The 19,691-nt window shown below is 52.5% G+C and carries 19 protein-coding genes and 1 other RNA gene; 5 read left to right on the plus strand and 15 right to left on the minus strand.

The window, feature by feature from the left end:
* Positions 1-88: 88 nt before the first annotated feature.
* From KE531_00425 to KE531_00460, 8 genes are all read right to left on the minus strand, one after another.
* Positions 89-1,693 (minus strand): hypothetical protein, encoded by a 1,605-nt coding sequence (locus KE531_00425; GenBank protein ID MBR9952099.1) that lies wholly within the window; start codon positions 1,691-1,693, stop codon positions 89-91.
* Positions 1,694-1,928: 235 nt separating this feature from the next.
* Positions 1,929-2,285, minus strand: a complete 357-nt coding sequence (gene rplT, locus KE531_00430) for a 50S ribosomal protein L20 (protein ID MBR9952100.1) — start codon at positions 2,283-2,285, stop codon at positions 1,929-1,931.
* Positions 2,286-2,317: 32 nt separating this feature from the next.
* Positions 2,318-2,515 carry a 50S ribosomal protein L35 gene (gene rpmI / locus KE531_00435; GenBank protein MBR9952101.1) on the minus strand — a complete coding sequence of 66 codons (198 nt, stop codon included), beginning with the start codon at positions 2,513-2,515 and terminating at the stop codon, positions 2,318-2,320.
* Between the two features lie 25 nt (positions 2,516-2,540).
* Entirely contained in the window at positions 2,541-3,035 is a 495-nt protein-coding gene (infC, locus tag KE531_00440) for a translation initiation factor IF-3 (protein MBR9952102.1), read from the minus strand.
* Positions 3,036-3,353: 318 nt separating this feature from the next.
* Positions 3,354-3,668 carry a DUF1540 domain-containing protein gene (locus KE531_00445; protein ID MBR9952103.1) on the minus strand — a complete coding sequence of 105 codons (315 nt, stop codon included), beginning with the start codon at positions 3,666-3,668 and terminating at the stop codon, positions 3,354-3,356.
* Between the two features lie 56 nt (positions 3,669-3,724).
* Positions 3,725-4,189, minus strand: a complete 465-nt coding sequence (locus KE531_00450; GenBank protein ID MBR9952104.1) for a hypothetical protein — start codon at positions 4,187-4,189, stop codon at positions 3,725-3,727.
* A gap of 12 nt (positions 4,190-4,201) precedes the next feature.
* Positions 4,202-5,113 (minus strand): AEC family transporter, encoded by a 912-nt coding sequence (locus KE531_00455; GenBank protein ID MBR9952105.1) that lies wholly within the window; start codon positions 5,111-5,113, stop codon positions 4,202-4,204.
* 9 nt (positions 5,114-5,122) lie between these two features.
* Positions 5,123-6,496, minus strand: coding sequence for an MATE family efflux transporter (locus tag KE531_00460; protein MBR9952106.1), 1,374 nt, complete (start codon positions 6,494-6,496; stop codon positions 5,123-5,125).
* 219 nt (positions 6,497-6,715) lie between these two features.
* Between KE531_00460 and KE531_00465 the strand changes: the two genes are divergently transcribed.
* From KE531_00465 to ssrA, 3 genes are all read left to right on the plus strand, one after another.
* A complete protein-coding gene (locus KE531_00465) occupies positions 6,716-6,883 on the plus strand; it encodes a hypothetical protein (GenBank protein MBR9952107.1) in 168 nt (55 codons plus the stop codon).
* Entirely contained in the window at positions 6,876-8,063 is a 1,188-nt protein-coding gene (locus KE531_00470) for a pyridoxal phosphate-dependent aminotransferase (GenBank protein ID MBR9952108.1), read from the plus strand. Before KE531_00465 ends, KE531_00470 begins: the two co-directional genes overlap by 8 nt.
* Before the next feature lie 82 nt (positions 8,064-8,145).
* Positions 8,146-8,491: a transfer-messenger RNA gene (gene ssrA / locus KE531_00475) on the plus strand.
* Positions 8,492-8,645: 154 nt separating this feature from the next.
* Here ssrA and KE531_00480 read toward each other — a convergent pair.
* From KE531_00480 to KE531_00500, 5 genes are all read right to left on the minus strand, one after another.
* On the minus strand, positions 8,646-10,250 hold the full coding sequence (locus KE531_00480) for an IS1182 family transposase (GenBank protein MBR9952109.1): 1,605 nt from the start codon (positions 10,248-10,250) through the stop codon (positions 8,646-8,648).
* 218 nt (positions 10,251-10,468) lie between these two features.
* The gene (locus KE531_00485; GenBank protein MBR9952110.1) at positions 10,469-11,224 is read right to left on the minus strand and encodes a 4-hydroxy-tetrahydrodipicolinate reductase; all 756 of its coding nucleotides are present in this window, start codon (positions 11,222-11,224) and stop codon (positions 10,469-10,471) included.
* Between the two features lie 30 nt (positions 11,225-11,254).
* Positions 11,255-12,139 (minus strand): 4-hydroxy-tetrahydrodipicolinate synthase, encoded by an 885-nt coding sequence (locus KE531_00490; GenBank protein ID MBR9952111.1) that lies wholly within the window; start codon positions 12,137-12,139, stop codon positions 11,255-11,257.
* A gap of 324 nt (positions 12,140-12,463) precedes the next feature.
* Positions 12,464-12,970, minus strand: coding sequence for a cob(I)yrinic acid a,c-diamide adenosyltransferase (locus tag KE531_00495; protein MBR9952112.1), 507 nt, complete (start codon positions 12,968-12,970; stop codon positions 12,464-12,466).
* Between the two features lie 99 nt (positions 12,971-13,069).
* On the minus strand, positions 13,070-13,693 hold the full coding sequence (locus tag KE531_00500) for a single-stranded DNA-binding protein (protein ID MBR9952113.1): 624 nt from the start codon (positions 13,691-13,693) through the stop codon (positions 13,070-13,072).
* A gap of 226 nt (positions 13,694-13,919) precedes the next feature.
* On the opposite strand from KE531_00500, the gene KE531_00505 reads away from it, so the two are divergent.
* Together KE531_00505 and KE531_00510 are read left to right on the plus strand one after the other, a co-directional pair.
* Entirely contained in the window at positions 13,920-14,753 is an 834-nt protein-coding gene (locus KE531_00505; GenBank protein ID MBR9952114.1) for a YihY/virulence factor BrkB family protein, read from the plus strand.
* A gap of 21 nt (positions 14,754-14,774) precedes the next feature.
* Positions 14,775-15,143: a VOC family protein gene (locus KE531_00510; protein MBR9952115.1), complete on the plus strand. Its 369-nt coding sequence runs from the start codon at positions 14,775-14,777 to the stop codon at positions 15,141-15,143.
* A gap of 3 nt (positions 15,144-15,146) precedes the next feature.
* Here the strand turns inward: KE531_00510 and KE531_00515 are convergent, their stop codons facing one another.
* Together KE531_00515 and KE531_00520 are read right to left on the minus strand one after the other, a co-directional pair.
* Complete coding sequence (locus tag KE531_00515; GenBank protein MBR9952116.1) at positions 15,147-16,046, minus strand: sensor domain-containing diguanylate cyclase; 900 nt, start codon at positions 16,044-16,046, stop codon at positions 15,147-15,149.
* A 97-nt stretch (positions 16,047-16,143) separates the two neighbouring features.
* Positions 16,144-19,638: a DNA polymerase III subunit alpha gene (locus KE531_00520; GenBank protein MBR9952117.1), complete on the minus strand. Its 3,495-nt coding sequence runs from the start codon at positions 19,636-19,638 to the stop codon at positions 16,144-16,146.
* Between the last annotated feature and the right edge of the window lie 53 nt (positions 19,639-19,691).

Below are 19,691 nucleotides of genomic sequence, written 5' to 3' on the forward strand. Positions count from 1 at the left end.
GCAGTGTGGTAAATCCGCTTTAGAGGCAGAAAAAACGCAGGCCGCATCCGGAGTTCTTCCGTCTGCGCCTGCGCTCTCTTCTGCCTGTTTAGTTCTCGTAGTGAAGATTTCCGTAATAGTGGTTTGTCGCCTTATTGAAGACAAAGCCCTTTAAGTCTGCCCTTCTGGCATTGATGTTCTGCTTATAATACAGCGGGACAATCGGGACTTCTTCCTTTAACATCTCCTGGATCTGCAAATAGAGATCCATCCGCTTCTCCGTATCCAGCTCGGAGGCCGCCTCGTCCATGAGGGCATCCAGCTCGTCGTTCTGCATGAAGGAATAGTTGTTTCCGTTGCGTCCGCAGTAGTCGCCGTGGAACAGCGGCGTCGTGCTCCGCATCGGATCCACGTTGCTGTTGCTCCAGCCGAGAATGAACATGTCGTTGTCGCCGTCCGCCAGCATATCCTGGAAGGCGCCGAAGTCGTACATGCTGATTTCCACGTTGATGCCCAGCTCCAGAAGCTGTGCCTGGATTAACTGCGCCGTCCGGTTGCGGATCTCACTGGATACGATAACCTCCAGATCAAAGCCGTCGGCATAGCCGGCCTCCGCAAGGAGTTCCTTTGCCTTTTCCGGGTCATAGGGGTATGCCTCAACGGATTCGCTCCAGCCCGGCACGGTCTTTCCGATACAGGAGTTTGCCACCTCTCCGCGGCCCTCAACGATGGCGTCGATGAAAACATCTTTGTCGATAGCGTAGGCGATGGCCTGGCGCACCCGCTTGTCGCTTAAGTATTCGTTCTGGAAATTCAGCCCCAAAAACTCGATGGACGGGCTCGGGCCTGCCTCAAGCACCAGCTCCGGATTGGCTTCCACATTGGCAGCCTCCGTCTCCGCGATGTCCAGAGCCATATCGATCTCTCCGGTCTCCAGGGCAATTACCCTGGACGTCTCCTCTACGATCACGCGGCAGGTCAGCTTGCTTGTGATCGGCTTTTCCCCGAAATAGTCATCGTTTCTCACAATCGTCCAGTGGTCGTTGGGCACCCACTCCACAAATTTGAACGGGCCTGTTCCCACCGGCTGCTCGACGTACTGGTCTCCCGCTTCCGTGACGGCTTTCTCCGACACGATCATCATGTTGGAGTTTGTTAAAAGGTACAGCATGGCGGCGCAGGGCTGGTTTAAAGTCAGCGTCACCTCGTAGTCGCCGTCCACCGTGACCGTATCGAAATAAGAAGCCGTCGACTTCGTGCTGGCCATTTCCTTTGCCCGCTCCAGGGTGAATTTGACGTCACTGGCTTTCAGCTCGGTGCCGTCGTGGAACTTTACGCCCTGCTTGATGACAAAATGATACGTGGTGTCGTCCGGCATGTCAAAGGATTCCGCCAGGTCGCCGATCACGGTCTCCCCGTCTTCGTCCAGCTTTAAAAGTCCGTTGTACATATGACGCACCAGCATGGCAGAATAAACGTCCGACTGCCCTGCCGGGTCCGTAGATTTGATATCGGCCTTTCCGCCCAGGATAATCTCATCGCGTGTGACGGCGCCGTCTCCCGACTCTGCCGAGGAGCTCTCTGCCGATGTACCGGCGTCTGTCGTGCCGGCTGCCGTGGTTCCGGAACCGGAATTCTGGGAACCGCAGGCCGAAAGCATCATTGCTGCTGCCAGAACCGCCGCTACGGCGGCCGCTGCCTTCCTCTTTTTCATAATCTTCTCCTCCAATCAGCTATTTTTCTCGCTATGATATCACTGCGCGGTGTTAAAGTCAAGATGTTCGCGCATTCGGATTTTTCATGGCAGATATAACAATGATTTATAAAACAGCAGATTCCTGTCCACCCCGGTTATATTTTCTGTGGAAAGGCGCAAAAAAAGAAGACGGCTTGTACAACTTTTGTACTTTGCCGTCTGTCTCGTTTCTGTTCCTGATATCCCTGGTAATTTATGCCAGCTTGGATTTTGCCAGCTCTGCCAGCTTTGCGAAGCCTTCTGCGTCGTTGATTGCCATCTCGGACAGAACCTTGCGGTTTAAGGTTACGCCAGCCTGCTTTAAGCCGTACATAAACTTGCTGTAAGAAAGGCCGTTCATTCTGGCAGCAGCGTTGATACGTGCGATCCAGAGCTGTCTGAACTGTCTCTTTCTCTCTTTTCTGCCTGCGTAGGAGCTCTTTAATGCTCTCATTACGGACTGTTTTGCAATTCTATACTGTTTGGAACGGGCGCCTCTGTAACCTTTGGCTAACTTCAGCACTCTGTTATGTCTCTTCTTGGCGTTTAAGCCACCTTTAATTCTTGCCATTGCTTATTTCCTCCTTCTTAATTCCGAATCTATTATAAATACGGTAAAATCTTCTTCATTACCTTGCTGTTGGTGCTGTCGGTAACGATGTCTTTTCTCAGATTTCTTTTCCGCTTCGTAGATTTCTTAGTTAAGATATGGGATTTGTAGGCTTTGTTTCTTACTAACAGGCCTGTTCCGGTTTTTTTGAAACGCTTTGCAGCTGCTCTGCTTGTTTTCATTTTAGGCATAGTGATTTCCTCCTTAAACTTGTTCCTATCTTTTTGCAGTTAAAAACATAACCATGCTTCTTCCCTCTACCTTGGAAGGCTTGTCGATCACAGCGATATCGGAAAGCTTTTCAGCGAAGTCATCCAGAATGTACTTCGACTGGTTCATATGGGCAATTTCACGGCCGCGGAAACGAAGGGTAATCTTTACTTTGTTCCCTTTTTCGATGAATTTCCTGGCTGAGCCGATCTTGGTATTCAAATCGTTGGTATCAATGTTCGGGGAAAGTCTGACTTCCTTTACCTCGATAACCTTCTGCTTTTTCCTGGCTTCCTTCTCCTTGCGGATCATCTCGTACTTATATTTGCCGTAGTCGATGATTTTGCAGACCGGCGGCTTTGCAGTCGGCGCGATCTTCACCAGGTCCAGTTCCGCGTCGCGGGCCATTTTGTAGGCATCCTTTGCGGACATGATTCCAAGCTGCTCTCCGTTCTCCCCAATCAAACGAACTTCCTTATCCCGAATCTGTTCGTTAATCATTAAATCGCTAATAGTCGTGCACCTCCATAACATCAAAGATGAGTAGTTGATAGAAAAGAAAAAGCAGATAGAAAACTATCCGCTCAATGAACTGCATCGGTTTTGCTTATGCTGCTGCACGGCCGTAAACCAATTCTGTCTATGAACCCGGGTCACTTGCTCGTGCCAGGGTGAGGCGGATACCTGCTTTCCTGTTGGCTGTATTCACAACCTTTGTAACTATACTATATCTGCCTGCATTTGTCAATGGGTTGTGGAAAAATTTTCTTTCCATATGTAAAGGGACCCGCAGCGCCTGCGAATCCCCGTCCATGCATGTTATTTCGTCTTGAAGCTCTTGCATTCCGTCTGGCCGACGGTCTTTGCGCCGTCGCCGGCAATGGAAATCCTCTCTGCGCGGCACTGGTGGTCGTCGTTGTAGACGCAGTTTACGGCGTCACAGTCCACCATGAGCTTCGTCTCCGGTGTTTTGAACAGGTTCTTGAACATGCCGCCGCGGTTCTCCTCAAAGCTTCCGCAGCAGGTATCGCAGCAGTTTTTCGCCGCCTGGCCTTCCACATAGATCCCGCTCTTGCAGCAGCAGTTTTCCGAGTTGTGGACGCATGTCTTTACCGAACATTCCAGTCTTGTCACTTCGCATTCCTCCTTCTTCTTTCATTACAGAAGGTAGTATGCTCAGTTTTCCCCTTTTAATCCGTAACCTCGTTCACCGGCACGCCGAAACGCTTTAACCGCTCGAGGAATGTGGCAAAATCTTTCATTAAAGGATAAATTTTCACGATGCTTGCGCCGTCTTTATCAAACAGCTCGTAGTAGGACAGCGTCCCGCCCTTTGCGCGTTTATGGATGACGGCGCGGCGGATGTCCCCTACGGCCACGGTACGGCTTCGCCCAAAGGCCGGACGGACGCGGACGGTTTCCCCTTCGGCCGTCACCTGCCACATGATTCCCCAATAAGTAAAGCCCAGTCCCACCAGGGCGAAAAAGATGAAAAACACTTTGAAAAACAGATTGCCTTCCGAAACCGGGTTCCTGTAAAAGCTGAACATGGTCGCCGCATCCACAAGGCCGATGAGCGGCACCATGATATTGTATTTGATTTTTAAACGGGGCAGCTTGGAAAGCTGCGGTTTCACGTCTTTTTTCAGTTTCATATGCTACCTCTTCTAAATTAAAAGTAATACGGCTGCCGTCAGGCTCACAATGGCTGTGAGGATCGAAACCGAGTTGACGGCGCTTGCCAGGTTCACATCGCCTTCGATCATGGACGTGTAGGCCACACAGAGGGAGGCCACCGGCGCGAACATCAGGACTGCCAAAGCATGGCGGATCTCCTCGGAAAACGGGCCGAAGAAATAAAAGCCGGCTGACAGGGCCGCGGAAATAAGGAGCCGCGTCCCGACGATCTTTGCTGCGCTTTTCACCTGTTTCCTGCTCATATGAAGGTTGATGCCCAGGCCGATCATCATCAGGGACAGAAAGCTGTTGGCATTTCCCACGGTCTCCGCAAAGCTCAGAACCACGGCCGGCAGCCGGAGGTTCAAAAGGGTCAGGACTGTCATAAGGATGTAGCAGTCAAAGGGGATCGAGGAAAAGAGCCGAAGCACCATCCCCGCAGGCCCGCTTTTCTTCCCTTTTCCAGCCACGGCCGAAGCAGCCGTGTAGGAAATCCCCGTGCAGATCATGGAGTTTCCCGCGTCAAAAAGGCTGGTGACGGCGACGCCGACAGGGCCTAAAAAGCTCTGGACAAATGGCATCGTAAAGCAGCCGATGTTGTAGCCGGACGCATTTAAGAGCCCGAAGGCCTTTTCCTCCCGCGTCCCATTCCAGAACAGCAGATACCCCACCGCCATATAAAAGCCGCTTAAAAGGAAGCCCACGGCAACGATGGAGAGCATGGACACGTCCATGGTGATCCGGCTGAAATTCGTGACGATGGCGGCCGGGAGCGTGATTTTAATGACGAGCTTTGAAAAAACAGGAAGATCCTCCTGCCTCAAAAGCCCCATGCGCTTCGATGCATAGCCGAGAAAAATGATGAGAATAAAGCATGCCGCTTTCACAAATACCGTTCCCATAGTCTCTGCCTATTCTCCTCTTTTTCCTTTTTTCTTTCCGCTTAACTCCGGCCACATGGTAAACAGCATGGTGCCGTAGCAGGCGGCGCCGCCGATGAAGTTGGACAACGGCTCGGCCATGAAGACGCCCATGGGCCCGAGGCCGCCCACATACGGGAGAAGAAGCGTCAGCGGAACCACGATAATCAGTTTCCGGAAAATGGAAAAGAACGTGGCCTGCTTGGCTTTCCCAAGGCCCACAAAGGTAGCCTGGCCGGAAAACTGGAGCGACATCATGAAAAATCCAAAGAAATAGATGCGGATGGCCGGGATGGCCGCTGCGATTAACTCCTCGTCATGGTTGAAAATCCGGATGAAAAATTCCGGGAACAGGGACACTAGCGCCCATGCGAACACCGTAAACGAGATGGCCACTGCCGACACAAACTTGATGCAGGACTTAACCCTGTCGTATTTTCCGGCGCCGTAGTTGAAGCCCATGACCGGCTGCGAGCCGTTTGTCACGCCTTTCACGATGTTTTCCGCAATCTCCCTGACGGAGTGAAGCACGGTCATGACACCAACATAGAGATCTCCGCCCCATCCCTGGAGCGTCGCATTGCAGACGACGGCCACAAGACTGTTGGTGAAGCCGGCCGTGAAGCTGGAAAGCCCCATGGACACGATCTTTATGACGCGTTTTTTCTTAAGCCGCATGGTGGAGACCTTGAGCTTTAAGATCGCCTTGTCTCCCGTGAGGAATTTTAAGATCCACGCCGCGGACAGAAACTGGGAAATCACCGTCGCCAGGGCAGCTCCCTGAACATCCATGTCAAAGACAAAAATAAAAATCGGATCCAAAATGATGTTGGTGACTGCGCCGAGAAGCACGGTCATCATGCCCACCTTCCCGAAGCCCTGGGAGTTGACGAAGGCGTTCATCCCGAGGCCTGTCATCACGAAAACGCTGCCGAGAAGATAGATCGTCATGTAGGATTTCGCGTAAGGATACGTCGCGTCGCTGGCGCCGAACAGGTAAAGGAGCGGCCGCTCAAAAATCAGGCCGAGCACCGTAAGCAGGATCCCGAACAGGATCATCAGCGTAAAGGAATTTCCCATGATGGACTCTGCTTCCGCCTCGTTCCCCTTTCCCCGCTCAATGGAACAGAGCGGCGCCCCGCCCATGCCGAACAGGTTCGCAAAGGCGATGACGATGGTAATCACCGGCAGGCAGACGCCGAGGCCTGTGAGGGATAAGGTTGCGTGTTCGGGAATATGACCGATGTAAATCCGGTCGACGACGTTGTAGAGGACATTGATGAGCTGCGCCAGGGTCATCGGAACCGCCAGACCCATGATGTTTTTGACGACGCTGCCCTGGGAAAAATCGTTTTGAATTGCCATGACTGAAACTCCATCCCGTGTAAAATCATGCCCGCTCTTCCGGACATTGGAACATGTACCGCCCTGTATGCAAAAATGGGGGCACATGTTTTCCGCTTCGATTTATTATAGTACAAACTTTTGGGGGAATCAATCCTTCTTTTCTTTTTCTCGTCTGGACACGGTGCGGCCAAAATGCTATACTGGTTTTCAGCAAAAATCTGGAAGGAGCCATGAAACATGGATGAAAAAGATAAGCTGATCCACGCCCTTGAGGAGGAAGTCTCAAGGCTCCGGGATGCCAATAAAAAGCTCGAGGAGACAGTCCAGTGGATGCACGACCTGATCTGGAACATGATGCGCGAGCGGGAAGGACAAAAAGATAAGGAGGATGAACCTCATGCCTGAACTGAGCAGACGTGTGCTTTCTTTTACGGATTCTGTGATCCGCAGGATGACAAGAATCAACGACATGACACCGGGGAGCATCAATTTAAGCCAGGGCTTCCCTGATTTTGACCCGCCAAAGCAGCTTTTGGATGCGTTGGCCGAAGTCTCTTACCGCGGGCCGCACCAGTATTCCATTACGTTCGGGGCCGAGGACTTCCGGAATGCCCTGGCCGACCTCTATGAAGGAAAGCTTAGGAAGCGGCCGGATCCCGAGACGGAGATTGTCGTCACCTGCGGCGGCACGGAGGCCATGATGACGGCCATGATGACCGTCTGCAATCCCGGCGACAAGGTGATCGTTTTCAGCCCGTTTTATGAAAATTATGGGGCGGACGCCATCCTCTCCGGCGCCGAGCCGATTTTTGTGCCCCTCGTGCCGCCGGATTTCCATTTTGACCGCGCTGCGCTGGAGGATGCCTTCCGAGAGGGCGCAAAGGCGCTCATTCTCTGCAATCCGTCGAACCCCTGCGGAAAGGTGTTTTCTGCTTCGGAGCTTTCCGATATCGCAGAGCTGGCCGTGCGCTACGACGCCTTCGTCATCACCGACGAGGTCTATGAATATATCGTCTACGAGCCATACCGGCATATCTGCATGGCGTCCCTTCCCGGCATGGCCGGGAGGACAATCACATGCAGCTCCCTCTCCAAGACCTACTCCATCACCGGCTGGCGCCTCGGCTACCTCATCGGCCCGGAGCAGGTGATCGAGGGAGCCAAAAAAGTCCATGACTTCCTGACCGTGGGCGCCGCTGCCCCGCTCCAGGCCGCCGCCGTGGCAGGTCTTACCATGGGGCCGGAATATTATGAATGGCTAAAAGAGCTGTACACGAAAAAGAGGGATTTCTTCTGCGGCGGCCTTACGGATATCGGTTTTTCCCATACGGTGCCCCAGGGAAGCTACTTTGTCCTCATAGATATTTCCGATTTTTTCGCCCCGCCGCAGTTTAAAGGCTGGAGCGACCTTCAGTTCTGCGAGTGGATGATTACAAATTATAAAGTGGCTGCCGTGCCCGGCTCCAGCTTCTTCCGAGAGCCTGTGAACCACCTGATCCGCATGCATTTTGCCTGCGGCGAGGAGACGCTTGCGGAGGCGCTTAGACGGATGAGGAAGATGAGGGAGGAAACCGGAATCTGCTGAGAAAAACCACCATCTCTCTGCCCCTCTTGACACGGTTTTCGAAACGTGTTAAGATAAGACTGCTCCAGATGAGCGCCAGTAAGGGGTTGTACTGGTTTCGACGGGGGCTATGAAGCTGGTGAAGCTATCCGCATGCGATGCGTTAAATGGCAAATCTAAATATAAACGCTAACGATAGAGAATTAGCATACGCTGCCTAATTAAGGCGGCTGTCGGCCTTAGGGCACTCACACTTTAAGATCCCGGCATCATTTTTGTGAGAAACGACACGCGCAAAGCTTTGAGCGCGCGGGCGTATTATGAAGCTACTGAATGAATTTGGGTGTCTGTTCCCGGATTCAGGAGGGAATGAATAACAGCAGACTATGATAGTAGAAGAACAGGGGATTGGTTTTCGGACAGGGGTTCGATTCCCCTCAGCTCCACTCAAAACACAAAGGGAGTGTCGCAAAATCATCAAAATAGATGATTGAGCGGCACTTCTGCTTGTTACAGCAAAAAATCCGGCGCTCCCTATGGTTTCAGAGCAGATCGCCGGATTTTTGCCGTACTTTAATAAAACCTTTCGGTTTTATGATTTTTCTATGCAGTTTTTACTTCAAACAGATGGCTTCCTGTCCGGCCATTTTGGATCTTAGCATGCAATTTATTCAGATTATACCCCAGGCACAGCAGTAGGATCTCCAGTTTTACCTTCGTTTTCCCTCTCAGCAGAAATCTCTGGAATTCATAATCGTTTTTCAACACCCCAAAGGCTCCTTCTACTTGAATCGAACGGTTTGTCCGATACTGGATCCCTTTTTCGCTTATGATGTTCTCATAAGATTCCCGACGCTTTTTCAAAAAGTTTTTGGAAAGATACAGCCTCTTATTTCCCTTTGCCCTCGTACATTTTTTCTTATACGGACATCCGCCGCAATCCTCACATTCATATACTGTTACCTCGGACTGATAGCCGCTTTTGCTTTTCTGCTTCTTTTTAAACACTTCTCTCAGTGTTTTTCCTGCATGACAGGTGTAGGTGTCTGTCTCTTCCTTATACGCCATATTTTCCCGTTTACTGATGTCTTTCTTAAAACTTCTCTTTTTCCATTTTTCGTAGGTCTGCGGTTTGATGTAAGGGATCTGACCCTGGCTTTTCAGATATTCATAAGCCTCTTCGCTTTCATACCCCGAATCCGCAGTCACACTGGGATATCGAAATCCCAGGTTCACTTCCATGTTTTTCAGAAACGGCACCAGTGTCCATACATCATTCCGATCCTGAAAAATCCCAGCTGCCACAATGTATTCGCTGTCCACTGCGATCTGGACGTTATATCCAGGTTTCAGCTGGGCATTCCTCATATGATCATCCTTCATGTGCATAAAAGTGGCATCCGGATCCGTCTTGCAGTAGTTATTCCGGCCCTGGAAACTAGCTGTATGCCAGTCATAGATCGTCTGGCGTTCCAGAAACCGGCGGAACAGTTCCAGATATTTTTGATTCCGGCTTTTGCGTTTTCCTCTTCCATGTACCAAAACCGTCCCATCCAGACGGCACCGTTCTTCCAGAAACCGGCAGATTTCCTGAAGATCCTGGGTACGGCTTTCCTCTCCCACATGGAACCCGCAGATATAATCCTGGTTCAGAAGACAGACTGCCTCCTGAATCCGTTCGTACATCTTTGCTTCCCATTTCCCCACCGATTTCTTCCAGACGAAGGTATATTTATTGGCACAGGCTTCCAGTTTTGTCCCATCAATAAATACGGTTTCTTTTGATAATTCTCCGCTTGCTTCCAGGCGGCAGACCATCTGGTAGAACAGATTTTCACAGGCATCTGCCAGAAAACCGGTTCGGAAACGGGCAATGGTGCTGTGATCCGGTGCTTTTTGTCCGGCAAGCAGCCACATAAAGTTGATGTCGCGTCTGCATGCGGTTTCAATTTTTCTGGATGAATAGATGTTCTGGGAATAGGCATAAGTCAGGATCTTGAACATGGTCTTTGGGTCCACTGCCGGATTTCTGCCTTTGGCAGAGTAAGCCTGATACAGCAAGCTGTAATCTAAATCCTCCAATTCGTGGCTCAGCAGTCGAACAGAATCATCATCAGGAACCAAACCTTCCAAATTTAATGGCAAAACCAGTTGATAAGGCTCACCGAATTCGGTATAATTTTTATGGTATTTTAATTTACTGGTCATATCTTATTATACCATGGATTACGGGCTCTTCAGGGTCCGTTTTCTGTTTTCAGGGCATAAAAAAGGAGCCGCTGCTCCATAGATGATTACTCATCTATTTTGCAACGGCTCCTTTTGCATTTTCTGTCGGAGCAATATGTGCCCGCCTTTCTTGAAAATCAAGAAAAACGGGCACTTTTTATTATCAAAAACTTATTGGGCTTTTCATCGGCCTTCCGCTACCCAATCACATCCGACATATCATAAAGGCCCGGCCCCTTGCCAGCCAGAAACTTTGCTGCCTGGACAGCGCCTTTTGCGAAAATCGCCCTGGAATATGCCGTATGGCGGAACGTGATGACCTCGTCCTCGCCTGCAAAAATCACGTCGTGCTCGCCGACGATGGTACCGCCGCGGACAGACTGGATGCCAATCTCCTTTTTATCTCTCTTTGCCCGCTCCGACGCCCGGTCGTATTTATAATGATACGCGCCATCCATGGCCTCGTTGATGGAATCAGCCAGCATAAGCGCCGTCCCGCTTGGTGCGTCTAACTTCCTGTTGTGATGCATTTCCAGGATTTCGATATCAAAATCCGCAGCCGCCAGTGTCTTTGCTGCCTCCTTTAAAAGCTTCAAAAGAAGGTTGATACCTAAGGACATATTGGCGGAGCGGAGCACTGCCGTCTCCTTGGAAAGTGCGTCCACTCTTAAAAGCTGCTCCTCTGAAAGCCCTGTCGTACAGAGGACGACCGGGATTTTCGTCTCCCCGCAGTAATCAAAAAGACCTTCCAAAGCCTTTGCCACCGAGAAATCCAGGATTACGTCCGCGGCCTCCCTACACTCCTTTAAGGAGCCGTAAACCGGGTATCCGTAATGCTGTTCCGTATTTTTATCCACGCCTGCCACGATCTGAAGCTGTTCATCCTTTTCTGCCATTTCCGAGATGACATGGCCCATAGCCCCGTTGCAGCCGTGCAGAATTGCTTTTACCATATGTTTGATCTCCTCCTGTCCGGTTCAGGCTTACAAAAGCCCGTACTCCTCCATTGCCTTCTTTAAAACAAGCTGGTGCTCCGGCTCCATGACCGTAAGCGGCAGCCTCGGCGTTCCCACGTTCTTTCCCATCAGGTTCATGGCCGCCTTCACCGGGATCGGGTTCACTTCGCTGAACAGAGCGTTGATTAAGGGCATCGAACGCCACTGGAGCCTGCGGCTCTCCTCCAGCTTCCCTGTGAAATACAGCTCGCAGATATCGTGGGTCTGTCTCGGCGCAATGTTGGAGAGCACCGAGATCACGCCCTTTCCGCCAAGGGAAAGAACCGGCACGATCTGGTCGTCGTTTCCGGAATAGACGTCTGCCTTTCCGTCCGTCAGGTTCATTAACATGGCCGTAGCACCGGCGTTTCCGGCCGCCTCTTTCACGCCCACGATGTTCTCCACGTTGTTGCAGAGATACGCCAACGTCTCGGAAGAAATATTGACGCCGGTTCTGCTCGGCACGTTGTAAAGGATTGCCGGGATCCTGATGGCCTCAGCGATGGCCGTAAAGTGGGCTTTTAAGCCGTTCTGGGTCGCCTTATTGTAGTACGGGGACACCAAAAGCACGCCGTCGGCTCCGGCCTCCTCGGCCTCTTTGGAAAGCACCATGGCCGTGTGGGTGCAGTTGGAGCCCGTCCCGGCCACAACCGGGATCCGCCCCTTCACCCGCTCACAGGTGAAGCGGATCACGTCCACATGCTCCTCCTCTGTCATCGTCGCCGATTCGCCGGTCGTACCGGTCACGACGATGCAGTCCGTATGGTTCGCAATCTGTTCCTCCAAAAGCTCATCGAGTTTCTCGTAATTGACTTCTCCGTTCTCCTTAAATGGCGTAACAATCGCCACGCCGGCTCCCTCAAAAATTGCCATAAACATATCCTCCTGTTTTTCCGGTCAAAGATGCATATCCGCAGGCCGTCCCGCCCGTTCCGGAACGGCTTCCATCCATAGAAAAAGGCCGACGCCATAAGGTGCCAGCCCTGCAAAAGCAAATCACGTAGCCCTCCACCTTATCTGCACTAAGATGACAGTCATATGGTTCTTCACCATATGCCCAGGCACAGCCCCTTTGGGGAAGTGAACCAGCCTTCGGCGCCATCCCCTTCCCCGGCTTCTCTGTCCCCCGCATCCGCCGGTTTCCTCATGTCAGGCGCGACCTCTACTTTTTCTATGTTTTCTATGACTATCCTAGCATCATTCCGCGGAGTTGTCAACTTTTATATTCTCCACATAGGAAATGATATCCACATACTGTTTTAACTCCTCCGGGCACACGCGGCCGGTGAGAACCAGGTCGGTTTCCTCCATCCTGGAGGCTAAAAGCCCCTGGAATTCTTCCATGGAGACGATCCCCTGATCCAAAAGCCCAAGTACCTCGTCTAAAATCAGCCTGTCGCATTCCCCTGTGGCGAGAACCTTCTTTGCGAAATTAAAGCCGTTTCTTAAGTTCACCAGCTCTTCCTTTTTCTGTTCCTCCGTGAGGTCCTCGAAATACCCAGGGGACCGCTCAAAGCGGAACAGCTTCATCTCCGGCTCCATCCGTTTCATCACACAGGAGGCAGCCTCATTGAGCTCTCCTCTCAAGAACTGTACGATAATCACGCGCTTTCCCGCGAATACCCCCATCATTCCAAGGCCAACTGCGGAAGCCGTCTTACCGCTTCCCGGCCCGCATATGATCCGAACTGTGCCCTTTTCCATGCTAACACCTCTTCATCGTATCTTGTGTTCCAGTCGTAAGAAACGTGCCTATCTTACCATATTTTTAAGATAAATGCAAGTTCCGGGACATCTTCCGCCTTATTCACACTCCAGTTTGCTGACAGAAACCTCGTAGGCCACCCTCTTTTCGCATTCCACGTCGCTTAATTTTTTCGTGTACTCCCGGCTTTGGACGCGCCCCCAGATGCAGACCCTTGTGCCGACGGCAAAGCCTGATGCGTACCTGGCGTTCCTGCCCCAGGCGATGCAGGGGATGTAATCCGATTTCCCGTAGGGCCGGTTCACTGCCAGCAGGATATCGGCAATCTCCCGCCCGAGAGGTGTTTTTCTGTAAATCGGCTCCTTGCATATGTACCCGTCCAGGAAAATCTGGTTCGTCTTCGTATAATCCGTAAACTCCGGAAGGAAGTTCACCTCTCTCACAAAGACCGAGAGGACGAGGCGGTTCTTCGCGCCCTCATGGCGGTTATAGGAACGGAACTGCCCGATGGCCTCCACCGTGCAGCCCTCATAATTCTTTGTCACATCAATAAGCCGCTCCGAAATCATGAGCGGGATAATGTCTGCCTGTTCGCTTAAACGGCTGACAGAAAGATCCACGAGATAAAAGCCCTCCCCGAACACCTCGTGGCTGAAGGTAAATTCCGAGACAACCGTCCCGATGACACTGACCTTGTTGTTTTCCATAACTTTTTCCGACATAGTATTTCTCCTTTTACTTATAATCAGTCCAGAATTGACCGGCCGGCGATTTTCTCCCGGCTCAATACTATGTGTATGCGAAAATTCCGGGATTAGAACCGGAAAAGAAAAAAGAGTACGACAGGATTCGAGGGTTTTCCGTCTTGTTATTTTCCCCTGTGCATGGTATCATCATATTGCCAAATACCCCGCCCCAAACGGGAAATTCCAGAAAGGCAGGTTTCTGATGATCCGTATCCTACTCTATGGAAAACAGATATTTGATAAATTCTCCAGGGACGAAATGTCCGTATATGCCGCCCAGGCTTCGTTTTTCATCATCCTGGCCGCATTTCCCTTTATGATGCTTCTTCTGTCCCTGATCCAGCTCGTTCCCTTCATCCAGAAGTCCGACTTGTTCCTCGTCCTCACGGAGCTTGTGCCGGACACCCTGGATTCCTTTGTCATCACCCTCGTGGACACCCTCTACTCGGACTCCCCGGTGGCGATCCTCTCGGCCACGGCCGTGGCGGCCCTCTGGTCGTCTTCCCGCGGGATGCTTAGCATCGAGCGGGGCCTAAACCGGGTCTACGACGTGGAGGTGCAGAGAAACTATATTTTAAGGCGGCTCATATGCAGCGGCTACACCGTGGTTTTCAGCCTCGTCTGCGTCATCAGCCTCCTGCTTCTTGTGTTCGGCGAGACGCTCCAGAGGCATCTTCTCGAGGTCTTCCCGTTCTTAAACCGCTTTTCCGTCCTGATTTCCCAGGGGCGGGCCGTGTTCTCCCTGTTCATGCTCGTGTTTTTTTTCGTAGGCATTTATACGTTCCTGCCCTTTAAAAAGCAGAGGTTCCGGTACCAGTTCCCGGGGGCTGCCTTCGCCGCTGCCGCCTGGACGCTGTTTTCCTTCGCTTTTTCCATCTATTTTAAATATTTCAGCAGCTACGCCAACATGTACGGAAGCCTGACGGCCCTCGTCCTTTTGATGCTCTGGCTCTACTTCTGCATCTGCATCCTGTTTCTCGGAGCTGAGATCAACTGGCACTACAAGCATTACCGCAGGCTGTCCGACGGCGAATAAACCAGCATAGGAGGTTCTTTTATGATTACATCCACTCTTTCCTTTTACCCGGCAAAAAGCCTTTCGGAAACCGTCCGCTTTTATACGGAAATCATCGGCCTGACGGCCGTCATGGACGAAGAACGCCAGTGTGTGTTCGCCTCCCCGAAAGGAAACATCGGCTTCGTGGACTACGGGGACGGCATTCTGGCTGAAGGCCGCATCTGCATCTCCTTTAACTGTGAAAGCCGCGAGGCCGTCGATGCGGAATATGCCCGCATAAAAAAACTGGGATATCCCGTCAGGACAGCGCCTGCCAAACATCCCAGTTTCCCTGTCTATTCCTTTTTCCTCGAGGATCCCAACGGATACACCGTCGAATTCCAGAAGATCGACGGCCTCTCCATTTAGTCTCTACTCAAAAATATGGTACGTGTTTCTCGTCCTCTTTGCCAGATAAAGCGCCTTGTCGGCCTTCCGGAACAGGGACTCGAAATCCATATCCTCAGATTTTCTGGCCGCAATGCCTACGCTCTTCGTGACGCCGTAGGCATTGTCTTTTTCCGAAAGGAACTGCCGTACCTTCTTCTCCGCCGCCTCCAGTTCGCAGTCCACCATCAAAACGGCAAACTCATCGCCGCCGAACCTGGAAACGATGTCCGTCTTCCGGAACAAGCTTTTTAAATGGGCGGCCACCGAAAACAGCACTTCGTCGCCGGTGGTGTGACCGTAGGTGTCGTTGACGGACTTAAAATGATCCAGGTCGATGGCCAGCATGACGCACGGCGCAAACGGCTTCTCGCCCAAAACCAGATCCGTAAGCTCCTTAAGCCTCGTTTTTGTCAGCAGCTTCGTATAGGGATCCTGATAGACGGCCGTCTTCAGGCTGTCCATCTTCTCCCTTGTGAGCTGGATATTGGAGATAATCCCCACCATTTTCACCGGAACATCGTTTTCCATCACCGGCGCCACGTTGAGCCGGCACCAGGTGTACTCCTGGTCTCCCGCCTTCATCCTGGCCTCATAGGTGTAGCTGTGCCCGTTTCCGATTGCCTCAAAGGCTTTATCGACTACGGCCTTGTCGCCGGGGTGGGAAAAATATTCCGTAACGCCTTTCTGGTATTCTTCCTGCGGCAGCGAGGCGTAGCACTCGATTTCCCTTAAAATCTGTTCCCCGCTTTTATGAAAAATACACTCGGAGTTTTCAAAAAACGTATATCTCTGTTCGGTAAGATCAACCTCAAAAATACAGATTTCCGCAGCCCGGAGTGCAATCTGCATTCTTTCCCGGTATTCCCTGTCTGCACAGTTCATATCTGTTCTCCTTCTGTCAGGCATGCGCCCTGGCTCGCATAACGCCGGGGCGCGCGGTTTAAACAGCTACATTTTCCATCGCGCCTGCGTCCCGGCCTTATGCTCTCGCAGCGCCTCTCCGTCTGCCGCCTGCTTCCAGGCTTTTTTGAACCACCTTCACATTTTCCGCACCGAGGATGCCGGAAAGCGCCTCCCTTAAGGAAGCGTCGGCGCGGACGGCCCAGTTTTCCGACATGCGCCGGATGGCCTTCTCCTCTCTTAAGTACATGACAACCCGGTCTTTCCCCTCGGATTCCCGCAGCACGGCCATGACAGCGTCCACGGTCTCCTTATAATGGCCCTGGTTTCTAAACTGGAGCCAGAGCTCGTTGGGGATATCGGAAAACGGCACGGCCTCCTCGCAGACCAGCTTTCCCACCGGGTCGTCGCCGATGGATACGCGCCCCCTTAAGAAAACCTTGGCGTCCTCGTTTAAAAAGGCCTTGCTCTTTTCATATATTTTCGGGAAAATCAGGCATTCGACGGTTCCCACCATGTCCTCCAGCGTGACAAAGGCCATGAGCTGGTTCGTCTTCGTCGTCTTGACCTTCTTCGACGTAATCATACCGCCGATGACGACGATGGAGCCGTCTTCCGCCGCCGTTTCGCCGTCCTCGTCCACAATGAAGTCCGACGTCTTTGCCGTCACGTTCTTCTGCCAGATTTCCTGGTATTCCTCCATGGGATGACCGCTGATGTAGATCCCCAGGGTGTCTTTTTCAAAGGCCAAAAGCGTCTCCTTGTCAAATTCACCCACATTTGGGAAGGTGATCTGGAAGTTCTCCTTTTCGCCCTCGTCCACGAAGTCGAAAAAGCTCATCTGGCCCTCCATGGCCGATTTTTTGTCCTTGCTCTTCTGCTCCAAAAGCTCCGCCGATACATAAAGCTTCTGCTTCCTCGTTCCCGGCAGGCTGTCTAAGGCGCCGGATTTTATGAAGCTCTCAAGGGTCCGCTTGTTGACCTCCTTGTTGGACATCCTGGTGACGAAATCGTCGATGGACGAAAACGGGCCGCCTGCCTCCCGCTCGGCGATGATGGCCTCCACCACGGTACGGCCGACGCTCTTGATGGCCGAAAGTCCATAGCGGATGTCCTTTCCCGATACGGAAAAGCCGCTGACTCCTTCGTTGATATCCGGCGGCAGGATGGAAATCCCCATGCTCCGGCAGGCCAGGATGTACTCGGAAACCTTCGTCACGTTGTCCATGACCGACGTCATGAGCGCCGCCATGAATTCCTCCGGGTAATAGTATTTCAAATATGCCGTCTGATATGCCACAACAGCATAGGCAGCCGCATGGGATTTATTGAAGGCATACTTTGCAAAGTCAATCATGTCGTCATAGATCTGGTTCGCCGTCTTTTCGCTGATGCCGTTGGCAATGCAGCCCTTGACGCCTTCCTCCGGGTTCCCGTAGACGAAATTCTTCCGCTCCTTTTCCATGACCGACGCCTTTTTCTTGGACATGGCGCGGCGCACCAGGTCGCTTCTTCCGAGCGTGTATCCGGCCAGGTCGCGGACGATCTGCATGACCTGCTCCTGATAGACGATACAGCCGTAGGTGGGGCTTAAGATCGGCTCCAGCTGCGGGCAGGAATAGGTGATGGCCGCCTGGTCATTCTTTCCTTTCAGGTATTTTGGGATAAAGTCCATGGGGCCCGGCCGGTAAAGGGAAATTCCGGCCACGATATCCTCCAGCTTTTTCGGCTTCAGCTCCTTCATGAAGGTTTTGAAGCCGCCGCTTTCCAACTGGAACACGCCCTCGTTCCTGCCGGTTCCCAGGGCTTCCATGACCTTCGGATCCTCATAGTCGATGGCATCCAGATCCAGCCGGAGGCCGTGGTCTTTTTCGATCATGTTCACGGCGTCCTGGATCACAGTCAGCGTCCGAAGGCCCAGAAAGTCCATCTTTAAAAGGCCCAGCTCCTCCAGGGTCGTCATCGTGAACTGGGTCGTAATAGTTCCGTCCGATGCCCTGGAAAGGGGCACATATTCATCCATGGCCGTCCGGCTGATGACGACGCCGGCCGCATGCATGGAGGTGTGCCTCGGAAGGCCCTCCAGGCGTTTGGACATGTCGATGAGCTTTTTCACCTGTTCATCCGTATTATAGAAGGCCTTTAGCTCCGGGTTCTTCTCCAGGGCCAGATCCAGCGTCATGTTGAGCTCCGCCGGCACCATCTTCGCCACCTGGTCGCAGAGGCTGTACGGCAGGTCCATGACGCGGCCCACGTCGCGGATCACGCCCTTGGCCGCCAGGGTACCGAAGGTCACAATCTGGGCCACCTGGTCTTTCCCGTACTTTCTCACCACGTAGTCAATGACTTCCTGGCGTCTCTCGTAGCAGAAATCCACGTCGATATCCGGCATCGACACGCGCTCCGGGTTTAAAAACCGCTCGAAAAGGAGCTGATATTTGATCGGGTCGATGTCGGTGATCTGGAGACAGTAGGCCACGATGCTTCCGGCCGCCGAACCGCGTCCCGGGCCGACGGCGATGCCGTTTGACCTGGCGAAATTGATGAAATCCCATACGATTAAGAAATAGTCCACATAGCCCATGCTCTTAATGACGCCGAGCTCGTAGGAAAGCCGCTCCCTTAAGTCTTTTCCGCCGTCCGGGTACCGCTTTGCAAAACCGGTCTCGCAGAGATGGTTTAAATAGCCCCAGGCGTCGTACCCCTCCGGCACGTCGTAGCGCGGGAGCTTTGTGACGCCGAACTCGATCTCCACATTGCACCGCTCGGCGATTTTATGGGTATTCTCCATGGCCTCCCTGGCGTATGGGAACAGCTCTGCCATCTCCTCCTCGGATTTTACGAAATACTGGCCGCCCTCGTATCGCATCCGGTTCTCATCGGAGACCTTTTTCCCCGTCTGGATGCAGAGAAGGATGTCGTGGGCCTCCCAGTCCTCTGCGTAAATATAGTGGCAGTCGTTGGTGACAACCATGGGGATTCCAAGCTCATTGCTCAGCCGCAGGATTCCCTGGTTCACCTGGCGCTGGAGCGGGATCCCGTGATCCTGCATCTCCAGGAAATAGTTGCCTTCGCCAAAGACCTCAAGATGGCGCTTTGCCGCCTCCTTTGCCTCCTCATAAAGCCCTCTTGCCAGGAACCGCGGCACCTCGCCGGCCAGGCAGGCGCTTAAGGCGATGATTCCCTCGTGGTATTCCCGAAGGACCTCCATGTCCACCCGCGGCTTATAGTAAAAGCCGTCCACAAAGCCTTTGGAGACAATTTTCATCAGGTTCTGGTACCCCAGGTTGTTTTCGGCAAGAAGCACCAGATGGTAGTAGCGGTCCTCGCCGTGGACAGTCTCCCTGTCGAACCGGGAGCCCGGCGACACGTAGACCTCGCAGCCGATGATCGGCTTGATGCCTGCCTCCCTGGCCGCACGGTAGAAATCAATGACGCCGTACATGGCTCCGTGGTCCGTAATGGCCATGCTGTCCATGCCCAGTTCCTTCGCCCTTGCCACCAGCTCCCCGATTTTGCTGGAGCCGTCCAAAAGGCTGTATTCCGTATGGACGTGCAAATGTGTAAATGCCATCTTTTCCTCCGTTTTTCTATCTTACAATGCAAAAGAGCTGCCGCCTTCCCCTG

The sequence above is a fragment of the Eubacteriaceae bacterium Marseille-Q4139 genome, assembly GCA_018223415.1.
Lineage (GTDB): Bacteria > Bacillota > Clostridia > Lachnospirales > Lachnospiraceae > CABSIM01.